Source organism: Lawsonibacter celer (assembly GCF_014281125.1).
Classification (GTDB): domain Bacteria; phylum Bacillota; class Clostridia; order Oscillospirales; family Oscillospiraceae; genus Lawsonibacter_B; species Lawsonibacter_B celer.
Genome location: NZ_JACOEA010000001.1, coordinates 727,344 through 751,142 on the forward strand (window position 1 = coordinate 727,344; position 23,799 = coordinate 751,142).

At 52.7% G+C, this 23,799-nt stretch carries 24 protein-coding genes and 2 tRNA genes; 5 read left to right on the forward strand and 21 right to left on the reverse strand.

Annotated features, from left to right (window positions below; all coding sequences use genetic code 11):
- The first annotated feature begins 106 nt into the window (after positions 1 to 106).
- The 5 genes from H9Q75_RS03455 to H9Q75_RS03475 all read left to right on the forward strand — a co-directional run bounded on the left by H9Q75_RS03455 (position 107) and on the right by H9Q75_RS03475 (position 3,455).
- Entirely contained in the window at positions 107 to 433 is a 327-nt protein-coding gene (locus H9Q75_RS03455; RefSeq protein ID WP_186564739.1) for a thioredoxin family protein, read from the forward strand.
- A 23-nt stretch (positions 434 to 456) separates the two neighbouring features.
- Positions 457 to 828, forward strand: coding sequence for a DsrE family protein (locus H9Q75_RS03460; protein ID WP_186564740.1), 372 nt, complete (start codon positions 457 to 459; stop codon positions 826 to 828).
- Positions 829 to 964: 136 nt separating this feature from the next.
- The gene (gene trxB / locus H9Q75_RS03465) at positions 965 to 1,888 is read left to right on the forward strand and encodes a thioredoxin-disulfide reductase (protein WP_186564741.1); all 924 of its coding nucleotides are present in this window, start codon (positions 965 to 967) and stop codon (positions 1,886 to 1,888) included.
- Positions 1,889 to 2,400: 512 nt separating this feature from the next.
- Entirely contained in the window at positions 2,401 to 2,661 is a 261-nt protein-coding gene (locus H9Q75_RS03470; protein ID WP_186564742.1) for a hypothetical protein, read from the forward strand.
- A complete protein-coding gene (locus H9Q75_RS03475; protein ID WP_186564743.1) occupies positions 2,628 to 3,455 on the forward strand; it encodes a hypothetical protein in 828 nt (275 codons plus the stop codon). The genes H9Q75_RS03470 and H9Q75_RS03475 overlap by 34 nt, the downstream gene beginning before the upstream one ends.
- Before the next feature lie 76 nt (positions 3,456 to 3,531).
- On the opposite strand, the gene H9Q75_RS03480 is transcribed toward H9Q75_RS03475, so the two are convergent.
- From H9Q75_RS03480 to H9Q75_RS03580, 21 genes are all read right to left on the reverse strand, one after another.
- Positions 3,532 to 5,214, reverse strand: a complete 1,683-nt coding sequence (locus tag H9Q75_RS03480) for a recombinase family protein (RefSeq protein WP_186564744.1) — start codon at positions 5,212 to 5,214, stop codon at positions 3,532 to 3,534.
- 31 nt (positions 5,215 to 5,245) lie between these two features.
- Complete coding sequence (locus H9Q75_RS03485; protein WP_186564745.1) at positions 5,246 to 5,437, reverse strand: hypothetical protein; 192 nt, start codon at positions 5,435 to 5,437, stop codon at positions 5,246 to 5,248.
- A gap of 135 nt (positions 5,438 to 5,572) precedes the next feature.
- A complete protein-coding gene (locus H9Q75_RS03490; RefSeq protein ID WP_186564746.1) occupies positions 5,573 to 6,556 on the reverse strand; it encodes a relaxase/mobilization nuclease domain-containing protein in 984 nt (327 codons plus the stop codon).
- Entirely contained in the window at positions 6,517 to 6,828 is a 312-nt protein-coding gene (locus H9Q75_RS03495; protein WP_186564747.1) for a plasmid mobilization protein, read from the reverse strand. The genes H9Q75_RS03490 and H9Q75_RS03495 overlap by 40 nt, the downstream gene beginning before the upstream one ends.
- A gap of 403 nt (positions 6,829 to 7,231) precedes the next feature.
- Positions 7,232 to 8,212, reverse strand: coding sequence for an AAA family ATPase (locus H9Q75_RS03500; RefSeq protein ID WP_186564748.1), 981 nt, complete (start codon positions 8,210 to 8,212; stop codon positions 7,232 to 7,234).
- 588 nt (positions 8,213 to 8,800) lie between these two features.
- Positions 8,801 to 9,697 carry a hypothetical protein gene (locus H9Q75_RS03505; RefSeq protein ID WP_186564749.1) on the reverse strand — a complete coding sequence of 299 codons (897 nt, stop codon included), beginning with the start codon at positions 9,695 to 9,697 and terminating at the stop codon, positions 8,801 to 8,803.
- A gap of 164 nt (positions 9,698 to 9,861) precedes the next feature.
- Positions 9,862 to 12,849, reverse strand: coding sequence for an S-layer homology domain-containing protein (locus tag H9Q75_RS03510; protein ID WP_186564750.1), 2,988 nt, complete (start codon positions 12,847 to 12,849; stop codon positions 9,862 to 9,864).
- Positions 12,850 to 12,900: 51 nt separating this feature from the next.
- Positions 12,901 to 14,031 (reverse strand): zinc-ribbon domain-containing protein, encoded by a 1,131-nt coding sequence (locus tag H9Q75_RS03515; protein ID WP_186564751.1) that lies wholly within the window; start codon positions 14,029 to 14,031, stop codon positions 12,901 to 12,903.
- 226 nt (positions 14,032 to 14,257) lie between these two features.
- Positions 14,258 to 14,863, reverse strand: a complete 606-nt coding sequence (locus H9Q75_RS03520) for a recombinase family protein (protein ID WP_186564752.1) — start codon at positions 14,861 to 14,863, stop codon at positions 14,258 to 14,260.
- Between the two features lie 113 nt (positions 14,864 to 14,976).
- Positions 14,977 to 15,255, reverse strand: a complete 279-nt coding sequence (locus H9Q75_RS03525; RefSeq protein WP_186564753.1) for a DUF6809 family protein — start codon at positions 15,253 to 15,255, stop codon at positions 14,977 to 14,979.
- A 197-nt stretch (positions 15,256 to 15,452) separates the two neighbouring features.
- The gene (locus H9Q75_RS03530; protein ID WP_186564754.1) at positions 15,453 to 16,286 is read right to left on the reverse strand and encodes a hypothetical protein; all 834 of its coding nucleotides are present in this window, start codon (positions 16,284 to 16,286) and stop codon (positions 15,453 to 15,455) included.
- 40 nt (positions 16,287 to 16,326) lie between these two features.
- Complete coding sequence (locus H9Q75_RS03535; protein WP_186564755.1) at positions 16,327 to 16,914, reverse strand: Fic/DOC family protein; 588 nt, start codon at positions 16,912 to 16,914, stop codon at positions 16,327 to 16,329.
- A gap of 1 nt (position 16,915) precedes the next feature.
- Entirely contained in the window at positions 16,916 to 17,086 is a 171-nt protein-coding gene (locus H9Q75_RS03540; protein ID WP_186564756.1) for an antitoxin VbhA family protein, read from the reverse strand.
- Positions 17,087 to 17,137: 51 nt separating this feature from the next.
- Positions 17,138 to 17,213 (reverse strand) — tRNA-Thr (locus H9Q75_RS03545).
- A gap of 48 nt (positions 17,214 to 17,261) precedes the next feature.
- A tRNA-Thr gene (locus H9Q75_RS03550) sits at positions 17,262 to 17,340 on the reverse strand.
- 530 nt (positions 17,341 to 17,870) lie between these two features.
- On the reverse strand, positions 17,871 to 18,881 hold the full coding sequence (gene tsaD, locus H9Q75_RS03555; protein WP_186564757.1) for a tRNA (adenosine(37)-N6)-threonylcarbamoyltransferase complex transferase subunit TsaD: 1,011 nt from the start codon (positions 18,879 to 18,881) through the stop codon (positions 17,871 to 17,873).
- Between the two features lie 19 nt (positions 18,882 to 18,900).
- Positions 18,901 to 19,494 carry a GNAT family N-acetyltransferase gene (locus H9Q75_RS03560; RefSeq protein WP_186564758.1) on the reverse strand — a complete coding sequence of 198 codons (594 nt, stop codon included), beginning with the start codon at positions 19,492 to 19,494 and terminating at the stop codon, positions 18,901 to 18,903.
- Positions 19,472 to 19,936: a ribosomal protein S18-alanine N-acetyltransferase gene (gene rimI, locus H9Q75_RS03565; RefSeq protein ID WP_186564759.1), complete on the reverse strand. Its 465-nt coding sequence runs from the start codon at positions 19,934 to 19,936 to the stop codon at positions 19,472 to 19,474. Before rimI ends, H9Q75_RS03560 begins: the two co-directional genes overlap by 23 nt.
- A 1-nt stretch (position 19,937) precedes the next feature.
- The gene (gene polA, locus H9Q75_RS03570; RefSeq protein WP_186564760.1) at positions 19,938 to 22,592 is read right to left on the reverse strand and encodes a DNA polymerase I; all 2,655 of its coding nucleotides are present in this window, start codon (positions 22,590 to 22,592) and stop codon (positions 19,938 to 19,940) included.
- Positions 22,593 to 22,707: 115 nt separating this feature from the next.
- Positions 22,708 to 23,187: a hypothetical protein gene (locus tag H9Q75_RS03575; RefSeq protein WP_186564761.1), complete on the reverse strand. Its 480-nt coding sequence runs from the start codon at positions 23,185 to 23,187 to the stop codon at positions 22,708 to 22,710.
- Between the two features lie 65 nt (positions 23,188 to 23,252).
- Entirely contained in the window at positions 23,253 to 23,759 is a 507-nt protein-coding gene (locus H9Q75_RS03580; RefSeq protein ID WP_186564762.1) for an RNA polymerase sigma factor, read from the reverse strand.
- Between the last annotated feature and the right edge of the window lie 40 nt (positions 23,760 to 23,799).

Below are 23,799 nucleotides of genomic sequence, written 5' to 3' on the forward strand. Positions count from 1 at the left end.
GCCGCGGCAAATAGCATCGGGCGGTATTGCCTTTTGTGATGTTATCACGGAATTCCTGTTCAAACAGGGATATATTATAGAAAAACGAAAGAAAGGAGCTGCTGAAATGGCTGCTGTCAATCTGAATACGGAAAAATTCCACAAGATAATGCATACGGAAGGCGCGGTGCTGGTGGACTTCTGGGCCCCCTGGTGCACCTATTGCCGCAAAATCAGCTCTGCTTATGATAAAGTGGCGGATCAGAACGAGGGGAAGCTCATTGTGGCCAAAGTCAACATCGACGAGGAGGAGGCCCTTGCCGAACAGGAAGGGATCGAAGTGATCCCTACGCTCGTTCTGTACCACAACGGCAAAAGCATTGGCTCCATCACAGCTCCCGAGTCAAAAGCAAGAATTGACTCCTTCCTTCAGGAAGCGCTGGCAAAGCAATAGTCCAACCACGAAAGGAGCCGAATATGCGTAATACCGACTTTGTAGTAACTCTGTTTGAGGGGAAATCCAACCCCAACAATCTCACTGTAGCGGTGGTCATGGGGCTCAATGCCCTCAGGCAGGGACATACCGCCACCATCATTTTGATGGTTGAAGCGGTTGAGCTAGGCAGGCCGGGCGCCACCAAGGGCATCGACATCGGCGCCCCCTTTGCAGAGGTCAGCGGACAGCTGGAGGAATTTCTGGAACTTGGCGGGCAGGTGTGCATCTGCAATGCCTGCATGCTCCATAACGGCTTCTCGGCCAAAGACATGGACAGCCGCTTTGAATTGATCAATGCTCCCGATGTGGTCACGCTGCTTATGAATGCAAAGGGCTCCCTCCAGATCACCTGATGTTCTGAAACAACAGGGCTACAAGCGGCAGTGTGATCCTGTCACAGTAAGGGAGTCCCGTATCAGGTTACTACAGGAATAACATAGGATGGGCGTTTTGCTTCCGCTGTCCGCGCTCACCCAACGGAGGGTTCGTATGGAACATATCTATGATGTACTTGTGATCGGCGGCGGCCCTGGCGGCTATACGGCCGCACTGTATGCCACCCGCGCTGGCCTGGATACAATGGTGCTGGAAAAGATGGCCCCAGGCGGGCAGATGGCCCAGACCACCCAGATTGATAACTACCCAGGCTTCGACGAGGGAATCGACGGTTTCCTTCTGGGGGAAAAGATGCAGGCCGGCGCAGCGCGCTTCGGCGCAAAGACGGAGCTGGCAGAGGTTTATTCCGCGCAGCTGAGCGGAGACGTCAAGCGGATCGAAACCAGTGAGGGCGTCTTCCTGGGCAGAGCGGTTGTAATCGCCACCGGCGCCGGACATAAACGCCTCGGCATTGACAGGGAAGAGCAATTGACCGGGAAGGGAGTCGCATACTGCGCCGCCTGTGACGGAATGTTCTACCGAGACAAGACAGTAGCGGTTGTCGGCGGTGGAAACTCTGCCGCAGCAGATGCCATGATTCTCTCCCGCATCTGTGAAAGGGTAATCCTGATCCATCGTCGGGACAATCTCAGGGCCACGAAGATCTATCACGATGCGCTGACGAAATCGGAAAAAATTGAATTCCGCTGGAACAGCACTGTCAACCGGCTTCTGGGTGAGGGCCGCCTCTCCGGCGTGGAGCTGCGGGACGTCGGCACCGGAGCATTGTCTGAGCTCAAGGTGGACGGAGTGTTTATCAGCGTGGGGCGCGCGCCCGCAACCGAGCTGTTCCGTGACCAGCTTGAATTGGATCGCAACGGCTATATCATCGCCGACGAATCCACCCGTACCAGCCTGCCCGGTGTCTTTGCCGTGGGGGATGTGCGCACCAAAGCGTTGCGGCAGGTGATTACAGCCGCAGCAGATGGTGCCGTCGCCGCTCACTATGCGGAGGAATACTTGGCTGAAACCAGATAACACACCAGCGCACGACTTTTCCCGCATCAATCCGGAGCAAAGCGGGGAATTACCTCAGCAGCAAAACCCAAAAGGAGAGACACGTCCGTGGCGTGTCTCTCTTTTTGTACGAATGCTATAAAAATACTATGTAAGCTTCAAGACCGCACCCGAAACCCAAGCGCACCACAGCAAGCGGTTGCGCTTGGGAAGCGGGAGGCAGCAGAAAGGAGGAGCGATGCGTTTTATAAAAAATTCGTCGCAAGCGATATATCGCTTGCGACGAGCTGGAGCTGGTGGGGTGACTTGAACACCTGACCGCTGGTTGTTCGTAAGGGTAGTGGGGTTTGTTCGGGTGAAGTGTGTTTGGTAAGGGGATTATAGCATGGTTAACAGCAGAAATCCAGGAAATACCTTTCACGATTAATTATTTTGTCGTGCGTACGATTGCACGCTGTGCTATACTATCGCTATGGTGGAAGAATTATTGTACAAAAGTGTAATATATATTTTTTTCGTCTTGAGGTGTACTTATGAGCAACAATAAAGATAAAATAATTGACACAGTTACCGATGTAGGCGGAAGTGCAGTTGGTGCGTTAGTAGGTGCCGGCATTGGAACGGTCGTTGCAGGGCCAGTTGGGGCTGCAGGTGGTGCGATTGCAGGCACTCTTATCGAAAGAGCAATTCAGTGGGCAGGAAGTGAGATAAAAGAGAGGAAACTGTCTAAATCTGAGGATAAAAAGTCGGCTCTGTTTATATGGGGGCAATCAGCAAAATCAACGCTAATCTAATAGAGGGCCGTTGCCTGAGAAGCGATGATTTTTACGAAGAGTCATATGATAATCGGTCTACAGCGGAAGAAGTTTTGGAGGGGACACTATTTGCGGCTCAACGTGAAGCCGAAGAAAAGAAGTTGCCATATATGGCAAACCTGTACGCAAATATAAACTTCGACAACACAATTACTCGATCTATGGCAAACCAACTTGTAAAGATCGCTTCGGACATTACATACCGACAATTGGTAATTCTATCTGTGGTTGGGAAATGCAATTATGGCATAACAGAGCTCCCTTTGCGGGAGCAAGCTTTCCGTGGGTTTGATAATTATTCGGATATGAGTATAGCAGCAGAGATTTTCGATTTGTATCGTTCAAGTTTGATAATTTCAAGCACTGCGATTTTGGACGCTGCCAGTTTTACACCTTCGCTTTTAGTTATGAATGGTATGGGCGAATTGCTCTTTACCCACATGGAGTTGTCCACGATGCCAGCAGATGAAATAACAGCACAAATCATCTCTTTTTTGACTGACAATACTGCAAGTAATCCCCAAGATCATGTAATCACTGGTCAATTACCAATTCGCGAAGAGGTTGAAGCCATCCTTGATGAGCATACAATGTCCAAAGAGGATATTGACGCCATTATTGATGAAAAAACCGCCAATATTCCTTGGCTGAGTTTCGAGACACAAGAAAATGAATCTGGTGGACAAACTCTAATTATTGATGGCGGAAATGCATCAGGAAAAAGAAGCTACACTGATACAAAATGGATTGAAGACAAGTTGAGTGAAATATGAAACCAATCCTACAAATTCAAGATTAAAGAAGTTGTCAAATTGCGCCCGGAGTGGTTTTACCACTCCGGACGTTTTATCATTCAAGAGGGATTCCCAGCTGCACCAGCTCCTGCATTTTCTGCTCTCGATACTCCTTGGTATAGTCCACACGCGGCTTTAGATTGAGATTGCCCACATATTTGTAGTAGATGTCGATCTGTTGGCTTTTATTGCCGTCCTCGTCGACTACCTTTTCGTGCACCACAATTTTTTCGATGAGCTCATTGAGTATGTAGGCATTCAGCTCTTCCACATCGGTGTATTTGCGGATGAGCGTCAGATACTTTTCGAAATTGTCATGGGCTTCATTGCTCTGGAATATCTCCCGCTCCAACTGAGTTCTGGTTTCGGACAGGGTGCGTTCCTCCTGCTCATAGGTAGGTGCCATGGCTTGATATCGTTCCTCACTGATTTTTCCCAGCGCCGCATCTTCATATAGCTTGTTTAGGATCTTAGTCAGCTCGGCCAGGCGCTTGTCCACCTGAGTCAGTGTGCGCTTGATTCGTTCAAGATCGTTCTGCTGTTTCTGTTCACTCATGGATAAGAGCATGCACATGTATTCTCCGGGCGCGACCATAGCGGCGCGGGCATTGCGCCGAATGTCATTCTTCACCAGTTCGTTTAAAGCGACCCAGCCGATGGCGTGGGATGTGCATCGCTGTTTGCCGTAGTTTTTGTAAACCCAGCAGGAGAAACCAGTATACTTCTTCCGCTTGTAATCATAGCTCACATTCAGAGCAGAACCACAGTCGGCGCATTTTACCAGACCGGCAAAGGGCTGCACTTCACCGCTTCGGTTTTCACGACGCCGTGCTTTCATTGCCTGGTGCACGGTGTCCCATAGTTCCTGGCTCACCAGCGGTTCATGGGTACCCTCCACGATGATCCAGTCTTCCTCGGGTACGGCGACTCTTGTTTTATCGAAGAATCCTTTGGTTTTCGTTCGCCCAAACACCACCTGTCCCAGATAGACGCGGTTGTTCAGAATGGCTCGGATGGAGGTGGCGTGCCAGTCGAAGGGCTCTCGCCAGTAGTCGCTGTTTTTGTAGTAATCGGGATTGTTCTGATTGAAGTAGGCCTGCGGGTTCAGAATATTGCGCTCCCGCAAGATTTTAGTCATGCGTACATATCCGATGCCCTCAGCGAACATGCGGAAGATATCTTTTACCACATCAGCCGCAGGCGGGTCTACGATCAGATGGTGCCGGTCGGCAGGATCTTTGATGTAACCGAAGGGCGCATGATTGCCCAGATACATTCCAGCCTTTGCTCTGGCGGCATGAGCTGCCTTGGTCTTGCTGGAGGACTGACGGGCATAGAAGGAATTGATGACGTTAGTGAAGGGGAGTACCAGATTGTCCGTACCCTGAGCAGAGTCGATGTTCTCGGCCACCGAGATGAACCGCACGCCCTTTTCTTCGAAGTAGTGTTCGATGTACATGCCCATCTGTGCATACTCTCGTCCGAAGCGGGATAGGTCTTTTACGATGACCACATTGATTTTGCCAGCTTCGATATCATCCAGCATTCGTTTGAAATCCGGACGTTCGAAGTTCGTGCCGCTCCAACCATCGTCGCAGTAATAATCACCGATGGTAATACCATGTTCTTTGCAATACTGGGTGAGCAGTGTTTTCTGTGTCTGGATACTTCCGGACTCACCGGTGTTGCCATCGTCCTGACTGAGTCGGCTATAGATGCCGGCAATTTCATTTACCATAAAAATCTATCCTTTCATTTTTCTGTATATATCAGCCGGCCTTTTCGGTCGGAAGCTGATCTTCAGTGATGGTTTCATTCAGTGCCGTGGCATTGAACGATTCCGCAATCATTTGGCCAATCTTGTCGCGGAGATCAACATCTCCGTTGAAATGGCTGACGGTGGTGTATCGGACACCATTGATGGTTTCCGTGTGTATCGTTTTCATGCCTTTTAAATTCATTAATTGTCCTCCTATAGTTTTTGTGATTGGCTTTTGTCAGCAACAAACAATACCGAAGACTTTGGCGAATAGCTATACCACTATCCACCAAAGTTACCTTCGTAATACCGGGCATGTTGACTGACGTAAGGGTAGTTACATCATCATGGTCATTCCGAAACCATGGTACTGTTGATACTCTTCTTCCTCATCCTCATCATCGACGGCGTACTCGACTGTGCGGTCAATCTTGCCTCCGTGACGGAGGATGCGTTCGATTTCTTCTTCACTGTGATGGACGGTCTCCATGTGGAAGCAGTCATTGTCACCGACAGCCAGCGCATCGAAGATGGCAACCAGACCACTGACCGCATCATCAACCGTGGGAAGCAGTTCACCATCAGGCGTGGCCTCCTCACGGCTCTCCAGATACTCGCAGCCACCCATGGCGAAGTAGAGTTCCATATTCTCCCGACGCAGGGTCTGGTCGAACAACTTTTTGTCGCGGCACTTTAAGTTATTGGGTGTGGTATAGGTGATGTACTTGGTATCGCTCTGCCAGTCTACACCGTAGCCCAGCCACTCCATGTACTCGATGAACCGCTTTTTTGTCGCAGAGTTCTCCATGGCTTCGCGGATATCTTTCTGCAGCTTTTTCTTCCATACAGGAATGCGGAACGGGTCGGCCTTGGATTCTGTGACGGACAGGCCGTACTGCATACAGAGCTCGTTGGAGTAGTCCTTGACCTGTTTGAGCTCCCGTGCAGTCTGGTGAAACTTTTTGCCGGTTTCGTAGTTCACTGAGTTCATCACGATGTGGTTGTGGATGTGCTTGGTGTTCATGTGCGTTGCCACCACACACTGGTAGCCAACGAACTGCTGGGCGAACTTCAGACCGATCTCATGGGCGGTATCGAAGTCCAATTCATCATCAGGTGAGAACGCCTGGACGATGTGGTAGTAGCTGCATCCGTCGGTTTTGTGGAACTGCTTTTTGACAGTTTCAAACTCATGGAGCGCAGACTGTGCTACGCAGTTGACGCCGGTGATGAGGTGATCATTGGTTTTCTCACGGTTAGTGATGTAGTCAATGATGCCGCTCAGACTACACGAGACACCGACGAATTTAACGCTTGCCATGTTTTTTCATACACCTCCATGAACGGTTCGAAGTCGACGAACTGGATTCGTCCCTGCCGAGCCATGACGGTCAGCTGATTTAAGTTGTTGCCCTGACGGCGGAGCTCCTGAAGCACTTCTTCATCGGTGCCGCTGAGCACATTGACCTTCTGATGCATCGCCGCTCTGCGGACGAATTCAGAGAGCGTAAGATTTGCGCTCGTTGCTTTACGCTGGATGTAGTCTTTCTCCCAGCCTGCAACACGCAGACGGATGAAATTATCTTTGGACATATAGGTCTCCTTTCGAATAATCAAAATAGGGGTGTGGGCTTAGCCCGCAACTGCCAAAGTGGGCGGAACGGGGCAATCGCCCCGATTCCGTACCACGAAGGCGAAACTTGTCACTTCGTCCTCACGGACTTCGTATTTTTCGCTTCGCCGCAAGCGGCAAAGCTCAGCCACTCCGTCGCTCGTCCTCTTCCCACCGAAACCGCTGTCGCTGGATTTCGGCGGGAGCCCAAGTAGGAGTAATCTCACGTTGGTGGTGTTTTCAACTGTGGTGAAACGGCGTGGTCTGTGCTGTAGTGGGGTGTGTACTCTACCGTAGGGGTAAAATCCGCACACAGCGGCGCCTGTGGCCTCAAACGGCGGAGATTTCAGCGCAGAGAGAAAAGGTTACAAGGGTGCAAAGTCCTTAGAACTCTACATCCTTACATCCTTCATCGGGCAGTTTCCAGAACCACTGGTCACCGACCTTTTCGGAAATAATGCCGAGATTTTTCTTTGCGATATCCAGTGTGCGTTTGGACACGCCCAGGGCTTTTGCTTTCTTCTGCACTTCCTCAGCAGGAACTCTGCCGCTGAGCATACGCTTGAGTTCTTCCTCCATCAGCATGGTTTTGGTCTGCACTTTACCCGTACCGTTAAGCACATCATCCACAGTTGCTTCGCAGGCGCCTTTCCAGCAGAAGCCAGTCTGTTCGTTCAGCTCGAATGCAATGGAGCTGCCCTCGGGAGCAAGACTGTTTTTGTCCTGAGCGACGATGCGGATGCGCTCGTTGTCTTTCAAACGACCGACCACCAACACGCTGCGAGCTGCCGCACGGAAGTCAATGGAACCAAGACCGCGGTAACTGGATTTCTGTCCCTGGGCTTTGTTCAAGTGACCGACCAAAAGAACAGCGCAGTGTGTGCGCTCCGCCATAGCTGCTAAACGTTTTAGCACAGGGCGCACCTCGTTGGCGCGGTGCATGTCCACGTCTTCACCGAGGTATGCCTGGATCGGGTCAAGTACAATGAGCTGCGCGCCAGTCTCCTTGATGGCTTCTTCCAACCGTTCATCATTGAGCGTAAGTTCCTTGTCTGTTTCATCGATGACCAGAACACGAGTACAGTCGGCGCCTGCGGCAACGAGACGAGGCTTGATGGTATCCGCCAGACCGTCCTCGGCAGTCTGATAGATAACATTCATAGTCTCTATGGCATCCTCGCATTCCGGCAGCGGTTCTCCTTTGGTCAGCGATGCGATGACAGCAAGAGCGAAGGTCGTTTTACCTTCGCCGGGGTCACCATGGACAATGGTGATCTTGCCCAGCGGTATGTATGGATACCACAACCACTGGACGTTTTCGGTTTCCACGGTGTCCATGGAAATGAGTTTCAGTTCGTTTTTCATTTGTTTTACCTCCTAAAAATATTTGGCCCGTAAAAAGTGGGGCCAGTATTCACGATGCAAAAAAGACAGACTATCCCCATAGCGTACTTCGCAAGATTTTATCTACTCCCCGAACCGCCGATAGTTGGTCGGCGCTCATCAACGATCACGGATCGACTTGCGAAGCCTCTCACCCAATTGCCTGCGACGGTTGTTATCACGCTCGGACTGTTGCTGGTGGGGAGTCTCTGCTCTCTGCTGTCGTCGCCGCCTCCGGGAACTATCCGGATTCTTCGGAGTTGGTGTTTGTCGCTCGTTCCTTTCGGAAGTCTTGGCGCACCCTCCGACCTGGCTCATCGGTTTCCCGATCATACAGAGAGGTCGTTGCTCGGTGGAGCTTTATTCAGTTGTTGTTTCAGAAGGAAAATTTCAAAGAAAAAGGCAGAGCTGCCGGCGCGTCGGCAGCTCTGCGAGTATCTCCCTCTATAACCCTAACAAGATGAGAGGGGGCAAAATGTTCCTGGTTTTCAAAAATATTTTAAAAATTTTTCTGAAAACGAAAAAAGGGCTCGATGCAGAAATTGATCCTGCACCGAGCCCTTGTGTTGCTCAGTTATTCGATTCGTACTCACGGTCAAATTTTATCCAGAGAAGCCGCATTTTCTCGATGCGTTTGGTGACGGCACTGTGTGTTTTATAGCCCAGCTCCTCCGCAATTTCAGCTTGTGTATACTTTCGCTCTCTCAAGAGCAGTATGGTATCATCCACATCGTCCAGCAGTTCACGGAATTTATCTATCTTGATTTTTTCGATTGGATCGAAGTCCAACGACACATTCCGCAGGGAATCATCGTCGAGGGAGAGCATAGCGCCCATCTTGGTGTCGGAGTGCGTCCACTGATTAAAGAAGTTGATGGCGTCGGTATTGCTCACCCACAGGGAGTCTTCCTTGAAGTCTTCATGGGCATGGGATTCATGGGTGATTTTACTGATCTCATCAAATTGCTGTCCCTGCATGACCGCAGATAGCAGTTCTTCATTCACCACAGTTGTGGTGCGGTCAAGAATGCGCTGAAGCTCTTCGTCTGTAATATCCTCCGGCTCCTTGCCTTTTTCTTTGCAATAGCTTTCGATGGCATGCTCGATCAGAGGCCAGAAGAGTTCCATGTACTGATCGACGGCATCAGCTGTCTGTTTTTCATCCTCCAGCAGCTTCATTGCTTCATCGGAGATGTACGTGGCATCCGCGTCCATCAGAAGATTGATTGGATTCTTATCTGAGAAGTTGCGGATATACCGCTTGAAGCCGAAATCCCGCAGGTCGCTCTCCATATATTTTAGCACTCGCTTTTTTAGCGGATTTTCCTTGGGAGTCTTTTTCTGTTTCTTCTTACCTTTTTTCTTTTCTTCGTTTTCAAAGTCCCCGCGCAAATGGACGGTCTGCGTAATATCATGCCGGCGGAAACCTTCTATTAGCTCTTTCTTCTGCTCCTCTGTGAATTTCATATACACTTACACCTCCTATGAACCAGCTTGACACGATAATTCTACTGCGGCAAGTGTACAATAAAACTCCCTGTAATGCAAATATGGGAATATGGAAAAGGCCCCGGATATCACAATGATATCCGGGGCCGGTGCGTGTAGGGAAAGGTTGAATGCAGAAGGAATCAGGGCATTACGCGGCCAATCAGTGCTTCATTGATATTGTTACCGGTGCAGTCGCCGCCGGCAGTGACCGTCACATTGTCAGCGGAACAGTTGCTGAGAGACACGTTATAGCCGCAGCCAATCAACTGACCAGCATCGCGGCCGGCGGTAACAGTGCAGTCGGTAGCGGAGCAGTCGGTCACACAAGCCTCATTGCCAACATAGCCGCCAACGATACCTGCCTTATCGCCGCAAGCATCATTATTGGCATGAGCGCAGACCACAACGGCGTTAGTTACATGGCAATTGGTAATTTTGTCGCTGTAGGTATAGCCCACGATAACAGCAACATTGTGGTTGCCCTTGATAGTAGCACCTTCAATTTTGACATTTTTAATCTGAGCACCTGCCTCAGACCATCCGAACAGGCCAGAGGAATAATGCTCACCTGTCTGAGCAGAGGAATCTACGTTCAGATTGGAAATAGTGTAATTCTGTCCGTCGAACACGCCCCTGAACTCGGTAGCACCGGTCTGGCCGATGGGGGTCCATGTTGCGTTTGCAAGGTCGATATCGGAAACCAGCTTTACGGTCTTGCCAGAGAAGTTGTTACCCTCCTCGTTGACCTGCTTTGCGAAATTGAAAAGGCCCGCTGCGCTGCTGATTTCGTATGCGCCGGTCTCGGGATCAATTGCGAGACCTTCAGCAACAGGGAGTTTGCCGTCAATCTTAATCACATGTCCGGTGGAACCGTCCTTGATGCGGGTCCAGCCTGCATAATTCTCGTTAATGGTGGAATCACTGATGTTGATGGTGTACGTATTGCTGCCGGCGGGATCGATTTCAATAGCAGCGGTCCATACGGTGCCACCACTTGCATAGCCCTTTTCGGTGGCGGCAAAGGTACATCCTTTGATGGTAATAACAGTGCTTTCCCATCCGTGAGCCAGAATAGCCTTGCTGTTTCCGTTGAAGATGCAGTTGTTGAAAGTCGCGCTCTTTGCACCCCAGGTCCAGAAATAACCGTTCTTGAAATCAAAGGTACAGTTGTTGAACACAAAATCGTTGGCATTATTCAAGCTATATGCACCAACGAAATTACAGTTATTGAAGGTGCCCTTCATGTAAGCGTAGCCTTTGTAGTTGCCGGTATTAGCGGTGGTGTCAATGGTAACACCGTTGAAAGTGATGTTGCCAACGCCGGAGCCAGCAGATCCAAAGCCGTAGTCACAGCCGTCCTCGCCCTCATTCATAACCTTCAGAATGGCCCCCTTGGAACCGCTGATAGTCAAGGTCTTGCCGCCGCAATCTTTAACATTATACTCACCGTCATTCAGCCAGATGTTGGTCTTGCCAGCTGCAACAGCCGTAGCCAGTTCGTCAGCATCAGAAACCACACAATCATGCTTTGCGGCAACCTCTGTGTTCCAGATGACAGTTGCATGTTCCACCTTGCCGCATTCGCAGTAGTACATAACGGACTCATTGTTAGTATCCCATTCGCCTGCGTTGATGGTGTTACCGCTGCCGTTGATGACGAGGTCATTGCAGCCGTAGGTTTCACCTTCAAGCTGGATGCCATAGACGAAGTTCTTGCCATTAGCGCCGTTAACGATGGTATTATTCTTGAAGTTGATAACTGCGTTTTCAAGTTCAGTTGCAGTACCGGCCTTTCCGGTCAACTGGATTGCGTAGCGGTAGGGGTCATTGAAGGTGCATCCTTCGACAGAAACGTTGCCGCAGGTGCGGATGGGACGCTGGCCGTTGCAGTTGAATACGCAATTCTTAACGTTGATAGTGGTACCGATGCCGGTATCCCACCAGCCGCTGATTGCACTGGAGTCAGCAAGGCTCATGTCAAATGTTACATTTTCGCAAGTAACAGTCTGGTTGCCCCAGAGAGCAATAGCAGACTTGGAAGTCTGGGAAATGCCGGTGGAATCAACGATATCGCTGTCCACGAGGATGGTGAGATCCTTGATGGTGAGGGAGCCCTCAGTGCTGGAGAGGGTAGCAATCTGGCCACTGACCTTCACATCAGATGCAGTGCCGGTTACACCGCGGAGGGTGATGTTGCTGCCGCCGGGGATTTCAATGTTTGCAACAGTTGCAGTTTCTTCAGTCTTAAGGACGACAATTTCTACGGGAGTAGCGTCAGTAACGGTTGCTATTGCCTCAGCCAGAGTTGCGTAATAGCTTGTGCCGATAACAGCCACAGCGCCCTTATCATAAGTGCACTTGTCGCAAACAGTGTCATCGCCGTACTCGCAATCCTCGGTATTGGTAGCGCCGCAGGCGCAGGCTGCTACATGGGTGCCATCATTATTGGAGGTGTAGGAAACAGTATAGCTGTGGAAATGTACAGGGATGCTGGGGTAGTTGGGAACAACGGGCGTGCTGGGTTCGGGAGCTTCCTCACCGGGCATGACTTCCTCAACAAAACGATAAAGGATAGCAGCCAGCATAGCGCGGCTGGCATCGCCCTGAGGCTGCAGGGCGCCGTCGATGCCGTTGATGATGCCAACAGCGCAGGCCCACTGCATAGCAGAGATGGCCCACTCGTTCACATCAAGTGCATCGGTGTAGGAGAGAATGTTGGTGTCCTCGCCTTCACTGACGTCCATATCAATGTACTTGGCGTAGCGCCAGATCATAGTCACCAGCTGCTCGCGGGTGATGTTGTTCTCGGCCATGGTGCCGTCGGAGATCTCGTTCTCCATGGCCCACTGCTGTCCAGCCAGCCACCAGGGATCGCTGCCGGCGGTGTTCACGCCGTCCAGTCTGGCCAAAGTTGTCCAGACCATGGCACGGGTCACAGTGCCGCTGGGATCGAAAGCATTGTCACCGACACCGTTCATCAGACCGTTGTCATAGACATACTTGACCTCATCGGCAAACCAGTCGTCTGCTTTCACATCGGTGAAAACAGAATCTGCGGCCAGTGCTGCAGGGGCCATCGAGAGGACCATACAGACTGTCAGCAGAATTGCAAGAAGCTTTTTCTTCATGCTGCTTACCTCGCTTTTTAGATTTATTTAGTTTCGGCTTTTGCCGTATAACTACTTGTTTTTCAGCCTTTCGGCCATGATATCCGCATAGCGGATTTGCTTGGATTCTTTTACTTTGCCGGAGCATACCGGACATCCGCATTTCTTGTCGCCGGTTCTGGAATAAATTACCGCCCGCCAGATATGGCCCTCAGCGCACTGCCACCAGACTTTTTTGGCACTGCCCACTGTCACCATCTGAGGTGTCAGCGGTACGTTGAGCTCTGGGTGCCACTGTTGTGCAATTTTGGGCTCTATCGTTGCCAAATCGTTAAACCCCGCTAAAACCTTTCGGTTTTTGCAGTACGGGCAATCTGACTCAGACTGTGAACGGTGGGCAATAGCCGTACGGTATTCATGTCCCTTCTCGCAGACCCACCAAACGTATCTGTTGCTGTATGGTGTAACATCCTGCGGGGTAAGAACTCCGTTTTTGCTTGGATGCCATTGTGCCGCAATATGCGGTTTCTGACTGGCGAGGTCGTTGACGCCGGGGATCACGACCTTACCGGCGCAAACAGGGCAACCGTTGCCAAGTGTGGTGCGAGACAAAATGGTTGCTTCCCATTCATGACCCTTTTCACACCGCCACCAAACCTTGCGGTGGTTGCCGTACACCACGTACTGCGGTTTCAATGTGCCGTTTTTTGTTGGGTGCCATTGGGCTGCAATCTCCGGATGTGTTGTGCCAAGGTCATTCACGCCATTTTGAACTTTCTTATTACTGCAAACAGGGCATTTTGAACCCCGCACACGGGAATTGACCTGCGCGATCCACTCATGCCCATTCTCGCATTGCCACCATACACGTTGACGGGTGCCTGGTGGAACATCATAGGGAGTCAAGCCGGCGTTTTTGCTTTGATGCCACTCTTTCACCAGTTCCGGACATTCGTCAGCAAGAACTCTGGCTGATGGTGGCAGCAACCTGCCAGTACAATAAGGGCAACCGGAGCGCTGACCGGTACGGGTATATACGACAGCCTGCCAGCTATGCCCAAAGGCGCATTTCCACCATATTTTCTTGTGGCTTCCATGGGATACATCGCGCGGTGTGAGCTCACCATTCTTTTGCTTATCCCATTGGACAAGCAGCTCAAACTCATCTTTTTCAATGCAGAAGTCATATAGAGATTTCGCCATGGCATCACGTACCTTCTGTATCTCTCCAGTTCGCGCACAGCCCGTTGAGCACAAAGGTACACCTTAATGCTCGCCTTTCTATTGCTTTTTCAATTGTGATTATGTATAATTATGGTTGCGAAATTGTCCAGACAAAGCGTATATCAAGGTCGTTTTGGTGAGAGTATGAAGGTGTACTTTCATTCAAACTCATCGCCACCGAAGGTGTACTTTTCTGCTCAAATTTTCAGACCTGAGCGCTGGCCCACTTGGTAAATGTGTGCTGTGCCACTCCGAGCATCCTGGCTGCACCTCTGCCGGAAACCTCACCGCGTTTCCATTGGTCATACACGGGAGTGAATTCTTCCGGTATCTCCATTGGCACCCGTCCCATGTGAACGCCTCTGGCTTTTGCGGCTGCGATACCTTCGGCCTGCCGCTGGCGAATGAATTCTCGTTCCGTCTGTGCCACATAGCTCAGAAGCTGAAGGACAATGTCTGCGATAAGTGTTCCCGTCAGATCACGCCCCTGCCTGGTATCCAACAGCGGCATATCCAGCACCACGATGGCAGCTTTTTTCTCTCTGGTGATGATGCGCCACTGCTCCAGAATTTCTTCATAGTTGCGACCCAACCGGTCGATGCTCTTGATGACAAGGGTGTCGCCCGGTTTTAGTTTTCTTATGAGCTTCTTATAGTTTGGGCGCTCAAAGTCCTTACCGGACTGCTTATCCATATAGAGTTCGCGGTCTGCGATACCGAATTCATGCATGGCCAACCGCTGGCGGTCTTCGTTCTGTTCTTTTGTGGATACTCGGATATATCCGTATAGCTTTCCTGTGTTTTCGTTCATAACAGTTTCCTCCTTTTTCTATGTACCTTAAGTTTAGAGGAAACCTTGATATACGACTAAGTTTTTGCGTTTGGACTCATTTCAATTCCAGCGAAGAATAGTTAAAGGGCGTCCTACTCGACCCAATCGGTCAAAGCAAAACGCCCTTTGTCATACATATTCAATTCTTGGCTCAGTTTCCACGCCAGACGGAAACCGCAGATAAAGCTGTCGATAGACAGATCTTCGGCAATCTGGTCTTTGCAGTCAATGATTTGCAGCACCAGTCTTCTCTCCGGTTTGTCCAGCTTTTCAATGAGTGCCTGGTGGCAACGCTCGATCTCGGCTTTGAGCTGTGCCGCAGATGGTCTTTCATAAAAGCTGTCGTATAATGCTTTCAGTAGTTTGTTCATGTTCCACACCTCCTGTAGCAACACAAGTTACCACAGAAGGTAGCGGAAAGCTATACCTAAAAGCAGAAAAAGACATCCACAAGCCATCGTATGATAGCTTGTGGATGTCTAATTACCCGTACCGATTGCCCATAGGTCACATCGTTTTCCTACGCGACCATGGATTTAGCGGAGATATATTGGCATTATTTCAAATATCATAAACCCAAGTTCTCGACTTCTTCACGGTACTGCAAGATGTATTTTTTCTCTTGTTGCATCATTCGGTATAAGCATATGTAAGGAAAAAACAAGGGGTTCACCGTAACATTTTCCTTGTCGAGATTCTTTTGAAAAAAGCTGTCTGCTTCTTTTTCCAACCAATCATGGATAAGGTTTGTCATTGGAACTCCTTTAACATCCTTATCACTTTGGGATGTGAGCGTTTTATTGGGCGCATCCAGAATGGCGGCACGAGAATCAAAGGCGAGCGAAAATTGAATATACCCTAAGAGGATCTCTGAAATCTTCGGATAATATTCAAAATCATGGGACTCTATGATGTGCATAAACTTTTCCCGCAATTCTTGTTCGACTCGCAAAAATGCTTCCACGGATGAACCGTGGAGTTTTTCATTTAGTCGCGCTGATGGGTAATACAAATCCCGCATGTCCCGTAATGTAAAATTCTCCGGCAACTTAACGTTTCCGGGGTCACGTTCTTCTATAGGGGTGACAACACAATAAAAGAGCTCCATGTACTGGTTGATGTAGAGCAAAATTATTTTATTGAATCGTCTGATTGTGTCCCGCTCTTTTTCTTGGGATTTTCGTTCTTGGATATGATTTCCGATTTCATCAATAAACCAAACCAAAATCATTGCGGAGAATACGCCAATAGAGAGGTCATATAGTATTTCTTTTACTAAAGGTATTTCGATATAGTTATTTCCTAAGTTTGCCCAATCAATTTGGCTTTTGAATATGATCGCACAAAGCAAACTGATGATTGTTATTGCAATTTTAAAAATGGTAAAACTTCGTTTTCTCAAGTATACACGTCCATTTCAAAAGCTATTTACAATATAACTGTTATTTGATGCTTTCATGAAATATCTGCTTCAGCATATCCGTCACACCCTGCGCAGACTGAATAGTGGCAATCATCAGCAGTTCCGTATCCATATCAGCGAAGCTGATATCATAACCGGCATTGCGGATGAGCTGCGTCAAGAAGGCACGCTGGGTTCTGCCGTTGCCCTCACGGAAAGGGTGAAGGGCATTTGTGATGCAATAGAAATCTACGATTTCCTCGACGAACTCGCCGTGGGACAGTCCTTTGAAATAATTGAGTTGCTTGAGCCGCTTAAAAATCAGCTCTGCCTGGTGCTCGATATTTTCGGCAGGCGCGAACTGGGTACCTTTCTTACTAATGTTCACAGTACGGACTTCACCGGCCCAGTCATACAGGTCAGAGAAAAGAAATCGGTGAATGGCTTTATAATGTTCGAAGTCAAAAGCCATGGACTGTGGTGCGCTCAGCCACTCAGCGTATCGGGCAGAGGAGAGGACACTCTCAATCTCATTCAGCTTTTCTTCGTCCTGAATATCAAACTTGTTGATGAGGATCGTGGTGCCTGGGTAGCAGTTGGCAGAGATAGGGTCGATGCTATATCCCATATCACACCGCCTTTGCAGGACGGGCCAGGATCTCCTTTACGAGGTCGGCCACGGACACTTCGCCGCTCATGAGCCGGACGCAGTCTTTTTCTGTCTGTTCCGTAACATCAAAGCCTTCCATGCGGGTAGATGCAAGGGCGCTGCGCAGCGCTTCATATTCACGTTCGCTCATACAGACACCTCCCAAAAACAAAAAGTCCGTCAGAACAACTGACGGACTTAATGGAGCTGGTAAGCGGACTTGAACCGCTGGCCTGCTGATTACGAATCAGCTGCTCTACCGACTGAGCTATACCAGCATATGAGAACCAGCTCTCCGTCAGGTTCTGTTTTTAGTTTACCACATTTGCTGCCGTTTGAAAAGATAATCCTTACGGACAATCAGCGACCTGCTGATTACGAATCAGCTGCTCTACCGACTGAGCTACACCAGCATTTCACTTATATTCTGCCGGGGTAAGATTATACCATACTCTTTTCGCCTCGTCAATGGCCCATTTCCTGATTCGGATTGTGCCATCACACAGCAAAATACTCTCCGTATAATTTTCCTCTCGATGACAGGCCTATTGCAAATTCCGCCGGCCTTTCCTCTAAAAGCGCGCTCTTCTAAAACAGGTAAAAATCGGTAATCTCCTGACTTGTTTTAAAAAATCCTTGATTCTAATAAAATCTATTATTTTTTTATTTTATTTTTTTGGAAAAATCTTCATTCTATATTTACATAAATTAATTTTATAATTATTTCTACTAAAAGTTATCCACATTTTACACCTCTTTTTCCACAGGTGTTTTTCTGTTTTATCTCAACCACTTCTGAGCTTTTCCACATTATTTTGCACATCCAAAAATTTAATTTCTTTTTTTCGTATATCTCTCTTTTAGTTTACATAAAGAAAAATCAAACCAATACAGCAAATGAATCGCTTCTTTTGCAAAAAGGAAGGGCTGATGATTCAGCCCTTCCCAATGTCCCGGTTGGCATAGGCGTTCAGGTCCATCCCCGCCCGCCGGCCGGCGCAATATTCATAATAGCCCTGGCAGCCGATCATGGCCCCGTTATCCCCGCACAGGGAGAGAGCGGGCAGAAAAAGCCTGTCCCCGCTTGCGCGGCAGGCCCGCTCCAGGTCAGACCGAATCCGGGTGTTGGCGGCCACGCCGCCGGCCACGGCCACCTTGCCGTATCCCCTGCTGCGGGCGGCCTCCATGGCCCGGGGCACCAGGGTGTCGCTCACTGCGGCGGCAAAGGAGGCCGCCAGGCCGGGCAGGTCCAGTACCTCTCCCTTCTGCGCGGCGTTATGGGCCAGGTTGAGCACCGCAGTCTTGAGCCCGGAGAAGGACATGTCCAAGGGTGCCCCCTCCACGTGGGCGCGGGGCAGCTCATAACGGGTATCGTCCCCGCCCTGGGCCAGAGCGTCCATGGGGGCGCCGCCGGGATAGCCGATGCCAAGCACCCGTGCCACCTTGTCAAAGCACTCCCCCGCCGCATCGTCCCGGGTGGCACCCAGCACCTCCATCTCGGTATAGGAGCGCACGTCCACAATGGCGGTGGTGCCGCCTGAGACACACAGGCAGACGAAGGGTGGCTCCAGGTCCGGATGGGTGATGTAGTTGGCCGCAATATGGCCCCGCACATGGTGGACGGGCACCAGCGGCACGCCCAGGCCATAGGATGCTGCCTTAGCGAAATTGACCCCCACCAGCACCGCGCCGATGAGACCAGGGGCGTAGGTCACCGCCACCGCGTCCACCTCTCCCCTGCCGATCCCGGCCAGTTCCATGGCCTGATCCGTCAGGGAAGCGATGGCCTCAATGTGCTTGCGGGAGGCGATTTCCGGCACTACGCCGCCATAGAGGGCGTGCATATCCGCCTGGGAGGCGATGGCGTCCGAAAGGACGGTGCGGCCGTCCCGCACCACCGCCACTGCGGTCTCATCACAGGAGGATTCAAAAGCCAGTATATTCATGAAACAAGGACCTCTTTTCTCAGTCCAGCCACCGCTCGGCCGGAACAATGGCCTCACCGGGGTACAGGGGAATCTGGAAATACCGGCGCAGGCGCGGGGGCACAAATACATCGTCATAGGCCGCCTGGTGCATCGCCAGCACCGCCTGGTCGTCCGTCTCCGGACCCCGGTATAAACAGTTATAGTGGACGCCGAAGAGGGCACACTCATAGTCCAGCACCCGGAAGCCATTGCGCCGGTAAAACCCCAGCCGCCGGCGGCGCAGCTCGTTCACCGCCGGGTCCGCATCGTCGGGGGCCTCCGCCTCTCCGAACAGATGCCCATAGCGCCCGGCCAGCAGATCCAGGATGCGCCCACCCAGGCCGCCGCTGCGCTGTCCGTCCAGGACCGCCAGGTATTCCAGAAGGCTCCCCTGTCCACCTTGTGCCGTCCACACCATGGCGTAGCCCCGGACCTGTCCGTCCTCCTCCGCGGCCAGCGGGTCATACCGGCCGGTCTCCACCAGCCGCCGGATGGCGGTCAGGGGCTTGCGCTCCGCATCCGGAAAATCCTTTACCATGTGGATATTGTAGAGCTGTTCCAGCTCATGATCACTCAGTATACGCAGTTTCATGTGCAAACTCCAATGTCATAATCAGCGCATCCTCACGGGTATCCGCATAATATCTCTTCCGGCGGCCCACCGCCGCAAAGCCCAGCTTCTCATACAGGGCGATGGCCGGGGCATTGCCCTCCCGCACCTCCAGGGTGAGGAAAGCCAGGTGAGCCCGCCCAAAGCGCAGATAGGCCTCCAGAATGGCCTCCGCCACACCCTGCCGCCGGCAGGCCGGCGCCACGGCGATGCGCTCCAGGCTGCCCTCGTCCAGCACAGCCTGCACCGCGGCGTAGCCCAGAACCGTTCCGTCCTCCCCCTGGGCCACCACCAGGGAGATCAGCTCGTTATAGAGCTCCTCCTCCAGCAGGCGCTCAGACCAGGGATCGGAGAAGCATGCCCGCTCCAGCGCCGCTACCTGCGGCAGGTGGGAGCGGTCCATGGGGACCAGCTTATAGTTCATATCAGCCCTTCGCCTCCGCCCAGCTCGTTCCGCTGTGGGCCTCCGCCGTCAGCGGGACGGCCAGATCCATCACGTGTTCCATCTCCTCGGTCAGCAGGGACTGCACCTGCCCGGCCTCCTCCTGCGTACATTCCACAATGAGCTCATCGTGGACCTGGAGCACCAGCCGGGCCCTCCGCCCCTCCCGCTTCAGCCGCCGGTCCACATGGAGCATGGCCAGCTTGATGATGTCCGCCGCTGTGCCCTGGATGGGCATATTCAGGGCCACACGCTCTCCAAAGGAGCGCAGGTTGAAATTGGAGGACTTGAGCTCGGGCAGCCAGCGGCGGCGGCCCAGCAGGGTGGTCACATAGCCGTCCTTCTTGGCCTGCTCCACCACATCCGTCATATAGGCCCGCACGCCGGAATAGTGCTCAAAGTAGCGCTCCATATACTCCTTGGCCTCGTAGGTGGGCACCCCGATATCCTGGGCGAGGGAGAAGGCCGAAATGCCGTAGACGATGCCGAAGTTCACCGCCTTGGCCCGGCGGCGCATCTCATGGGTGACCTCCTCCGCCGGCACGCCGAACACCTGGGCGGCGGTGGCGGTGTGGATGTCCCGGCCGGAGCGGAAGTCGTCAATCATGTGCGCGTCCCCGGCGATGTGGGCCAGCAGGCGCAACTCGATCTGGGAGTAATCCGCGTCCACCAGCACCATGCCGGGCCCGGAAACAAACATTTTGCGCAGCTCGGCCCCCAGCTCGGTGCGCACCGGGATGTTCTGGAGATTGGGCTCCACGGAGCTCAGCCGCCCGGTGGCGGTCACCGTGTTCTGGAAGGAGGTGTGGATCCGCCCGTCCGGCGCAATGACCTTGGAAAGGCCGTCCACATAGGTGCTCTTGAGCTTGGCGTACTGGCGGTACTCCAGGATCACGTCAATGATCTCGTGCGCGCCCCGCAGCTTGTCCAGCACCTCGGCATTGGTGGAATACCCCGTTTTCGTCTTTTTGACCGGCGGCAGGCCCAGCTTGTCGAAGAGGATGCGCCCCAGCTGCTGGGTGGAGTTGATGTTGAACCGCTCCCCCGCCAGCTCATAAATCCTGGCCTCGTGCCTGGCAATGCGCGCATCCAGCATGACCCCGAATTCCGCCAGCGCCTTCCGGTCCACCAGCATCCCGGCCCGCTCCATCTCCGCCAGCACCCGGCACAGGGGCAGGTCCACCTTTTCGTATACCTGCTCGAGCCCCAACTCCGCCAGGCGTGGGGCGAGAGCGCTGTAGAGCAGGTCGATCAGGGAGGCATGGCTCATCATCGCGCCCATGGGCCCCACCGGGTCGCCCAGCGGACCAAAGGCGTCCGGGTCGAGGTAGAGCTTGGCCTTGGGCGCTTCAAAATTGAAATAGGTCACCGCCAGCTTCTCCAGATCATAGCTCCCGTCGGTGGGGGCCAGCAGATAGGCCGCCAGAGCGGTGTCAAACACAAAGCCTTCGGGACTGAGTCCCTCCGCTAGCAGCGCGTGTATCAGGTCCTTCACATTGTGGGAGACCTTTTTGACGTCCGCGGCAAAGAGCCCCCGGAGGAAGTCGTTGTAGCACTCCAGCCGGCCCGAAATAAACAGGGCCGCCCGGCCCGGGTTTTTCTCTCCCCATTCCACGCATATGGCGTTCAGATCGGGCAACGCCAGTACGCTCACGTGGTCCCGCGTCCGCCAGAGGGAGAGCAGCTCCTCCATTCGCTCCCGTTTCGTGACCACCTCGCTCTCGCAGCTCCCCACCTGCGCCGGCGATACCGAGGCGTCCCCTTGAACGGCCTTCAGGCCCAGCTTTTCAATCAGCTTGGCAAATTCCAGCTTGAGGAACAGCTCATACAGCGCCGGGGCGTTGGGCTCCCGCCGGCGGGCATCCTCCGGTGAAAAATCCAGGGGCGCATCGCAGCGAATGGTGGCCAGCTTGTAGGAGAGCCTGGCCTGTTCCCGTCCCTCCTCCAGCTTTTTCCGCACGGCTGGCTTGGCCTCCACCTCGTCCAGGCCGTCATAGATGGCCGACACGCTCTGGTAGCGCTGTATCAGGTCCATAGCTGTCTTTTCCCCGATGCCCTTGACGCCGGGGATATTGTCGCTAGCGTCCCCCATCAGGGCCTTTAGGTCGATGATATGGATGGGGTCAAAGCCGTAGTCCGCCCGGAAGGAATCCGGGGTCATCTCCTTGGTGGTAGTCTGCCCCATCCGGGTGGACACCAGCTTCACCCGGGTGGTATTGGTGACCAACTGGAGGGAGTCCTTGTCCCCGGTGACGATGACGGTATCCCACCCCGCCGCCGTATCCTTCACGGAGATGGTCCCAATGAGGTCGTCCGCCTCCCACCCCTCCATCTGGTAGCGGGGGATGTTCATCGCGTCCAGCACATCCTTGAGTATGGGCAGCTGGGCCGCCAACTCGTCCGGCATGCCCTTGCGCTGGGCCTTGTAGCCCTCATAGGCCAGATGCCGGAAGGTGGGGGCGCGCATATCGAAGGTGCAGCACAGAGCGTCTGGGCGCTCCTCGTCCAGCAGCTTGAGCAGGATATTGATAAAGCCGTAGACGGCGTTGGTGGGAGTCCCGTCCCGGGTGGTGAGCAACCGGATTCCGTAAAAGGCCCGGTTGATAATGGAATTGCCGTCAATGACCATGAGTTTCATGGAAGATCCTCCCAGTTCAGAAATACCAACAGGTAAAGATATTATACCACGCAATACCGATTTAGTCAAAAACCCGGGCAGCCCCACAGGGCTGCCCGGGTTGGTGCCGTCCGGCTTATTCTTCTGTTGTAGTGATAACAGATTCGGTGACCATAGACACCCCGCACTCTTCCATATCCCTGCCGGCGGGTACAATGCTGGTAACCGCCTGGGGCTTGCCCTCCTCGTTTAAGGTAACCTCCACCTGGACGGAAGCGCCCTCATCCCCATACGCCCACAGATAGCTGCCCTTCTCGTTCAGGGCATCGGTAATGTCGGTCTCCTGACCATCCACGGTCAGGAGCACACGGCCTTCCCGCTCCTCCACGCTGACCTCCGGATAGGCCAGGGCAACAACCTGCTCTCCGGTATCCATGGTCAGATCCTGCCGGTATTCCCCCACGGCCACAGAGGATCGGATCGCGGTCATGATCCCCTCCAGCACCTCTGGATTGGCGGCACTGACCGAGATCACCAGCAAGGCGCACAGGGCGGCGGCGATCAGGCCCACACGCAGAGGGCGGCGGACGGAGTTCTTCTTGGTCTGTTCTGTCATGGCAATGACCTCCTGTAATTTGTCCTCAGAGAGACACAACTCTGAGCATCGTTCACGGTATGCGTTCAGGTCGTACATATGGGTTCCCCTTTCCCCTCTTCTTCCGCTTCGGACAGCGTCTTCCGCAGCCGGCCCCGGGCCCGCTGCAGCCAGGTCTGGACGGTGGACGGATTGACGCCCATGGCTGCGGCCGCCTCTTTGACGGAACAGCCCTCGTAGTAGTAGAGATACACGCTCAAGCGGTACTTGGCATCCAGGGCCATCACCGCCTGGAATACCTCCTCCTTCCGGGTGTCTCCCGGCGGCGGCAGCTCGTCACGCTCATCCAGCGGCACGGCGTGCCGCCGCCAGAAGGAGCGCAGCAGCTTCCGGCTCTCATTCACCGTCACCCGCAGCAACCAGTGCTTCATATGGTCTCCCCCTTCAAAGCAGCTCTCCTGCTGGTACAGCTTCAGCAGCACGGTCTGGACTACGTCCTCCGCGTCCGCCCGGTTCTTCAGCGCGTGATAGGCCACCCGGTAGAGCATGTCGCCATAGGCTCGGGCCGCCTGTTCAAATGTCTCATCCGTCATGGGAACTCCCTTTCTTCCTGATGGTCTGTGAAAGGCCTTT

Excerpts from the sequence above, each read along its gene's own strand:
- H9Q75_RS03525 (WP_186564753.1), bottom strand. The coding sequence starts at position 15,255 with ATGAACAAACTACTGAAAGCATTATACGACAGCTTTTATGAAAGACCA.
- H9Q75_RS03515 (WP_186564751.1), bottom strand. The coding sequence starts at position 14,031 with ATGGCGAAATCTCTATATGACTTCTGCATTGAAAAAGATGAGTTTGAG.
- polA (WP_186564760.1), bottom strand. The coding sequence starts at position 22,592 with ATGAAACTCATGGTCATTGACGGCAATTCCATTATCAACCGGGCCTTT.
- rimI (WP_186564759.1), bottom strand. The coding sequence starts at position 19,936 with ATGAACTATAAGCTGGTCCCCATGGACCGCTCCCACCTGCCGCAGGTA.
- H9Q75_RS03485 (WP_186564745.1), bottom strand. The coding sequence starts at position 5,437 with ATGAATTTAAAAGGCATGAAAACGATACACACGGAAACCATCAATGGT.
- H9Q75_RS03505 (WP_186564749.1), bottom strand. The coding sequence starts at position 9,697 with ATGAAATTCACAGAGGAGCAGAAGAAAGAGCTAATAGAAGGTTTCCGC.
- H9Q75_RS03535 (WP_186564755.1), bottom strand. The coding sequence starts at position 16,914 with ATGGGATATAGCATCGACCCTATCTCTGCCAACTGCTACCCAGGCACC.
- H9Q75_RS03580 (WP_186564762.1), bottom strand. The coding sequence starts at position 23,759 with ATGACGGATGAGACATTTGAACAGGCGGCCCGAGCCTATGGCGACATG.
- H9Q75_RS03540 (WP_186564756.1), bottom strand. The coding sequence starts at position 17,086 with ATGAGCGAACGTGAATATGAAGCGCTGCGCAGCGCCCTTGCATCTACC.
- H9Q75_RS03500 (WP_186564748.1), bottom strand. The coding sequence starts at position 8,212 with ATGAAAAACGAACTGAAACTCATTTCCATGGACACCGTGGAAACCGAA.
- H9Q75_RS03480 (WP_186564744.1), bottom strand. The coding sequence starts at position 5,214 with ATGGTAAATGAAATTGCCGGCATCTATAGCCGACTCAGTCAGGACGAT.
- H9Q75_RS03510 (WP_186564750.1), bottom strand. The coding sequence starts at position 12,849 with ATGAAGAAAAAGCTTCTTGCAATTCTGCTGACAGTCTGTATGGTCCTC.
- H9Q75_RS03560 (WP_186564758.1), bottom strand. The coding sequence starts at position 19,494 with ATGAAACTGCGTATACTGAGTGATCATGAGCTGGAACAGCTCTACAAT.
- trxB (WP_186564741.1), top strand. The coding sequence starts at position 965 with ATGGAACATATCTATGATGTACTTGTGATCGGCGGCGGCCCTGGCGGC.
- H9Q75_RS03475 (WP_186564743.1), top strand. The coding sequence starts at position 2,628 with ATGGGGGCAATCAGCAAAATCAACGCTAATCTAATAGAGGGCCGTTGC.
- tsaD (WP_186564757.1), bottom strand. The coding sequence starts at position 18,881 with ATGAATATACTGGCTTTTGAATCCTCCTGTGATGAGACCGCAGTGGCG.
- H9Q75_RS03575 (WP_186564761.1), bottom strand. The coding sequence starts at position 23,187 with ATGACAGAACAGACCAAGAAGAACTCCGTCCGCCGCCCTCTGCGTGTG.
- H9Q75_RS03490 (WP_186564746.1), bottom strand. The coding sequence starts at position 6,556 with ATGGCAAGCGTTAAATTCGTCGGTGTCTCGTGTAGTCTGAGCGGCATC.
- H9Q75_RS03470 (WP_186564742.1), top strand. The coding sequence starts at position 2,401 with ATGAGCAACAATAAAGATAAAATAATTGACACAGTTACCGATGTAGGC.
- H9Q75_RS03460 (WP_186564740.1), top strand. The coding sequence starts at position 457 with ATGCGTAATACCGACTTTGTAGTAACTCTGTTTGAGGGGAAATCCAAC.
- H9Q75_RS03455 (WP_186564739.1), top strand. The coding sequence starts at position 107 with ATGGCTGCTGTCAATCTGAATACGGAAAAATTCCACAAGATAATGCAT.
- H9Q75_RS03520 (WP_186564752.1), bottom strand. The coding sequence starts at position 14,863 with ATGAACGAAAACACAGGAAAGCTATACGGATATATCCGAGTATCCACA.
- H9Q75_RS03495 (WP_186564747.1), bottom strand. The coding sequence starts at position 6,828 with ATGTCCAAAGATAATTTCATCCGTCTGCGTGTTGCAGGCTGGGAGAAA.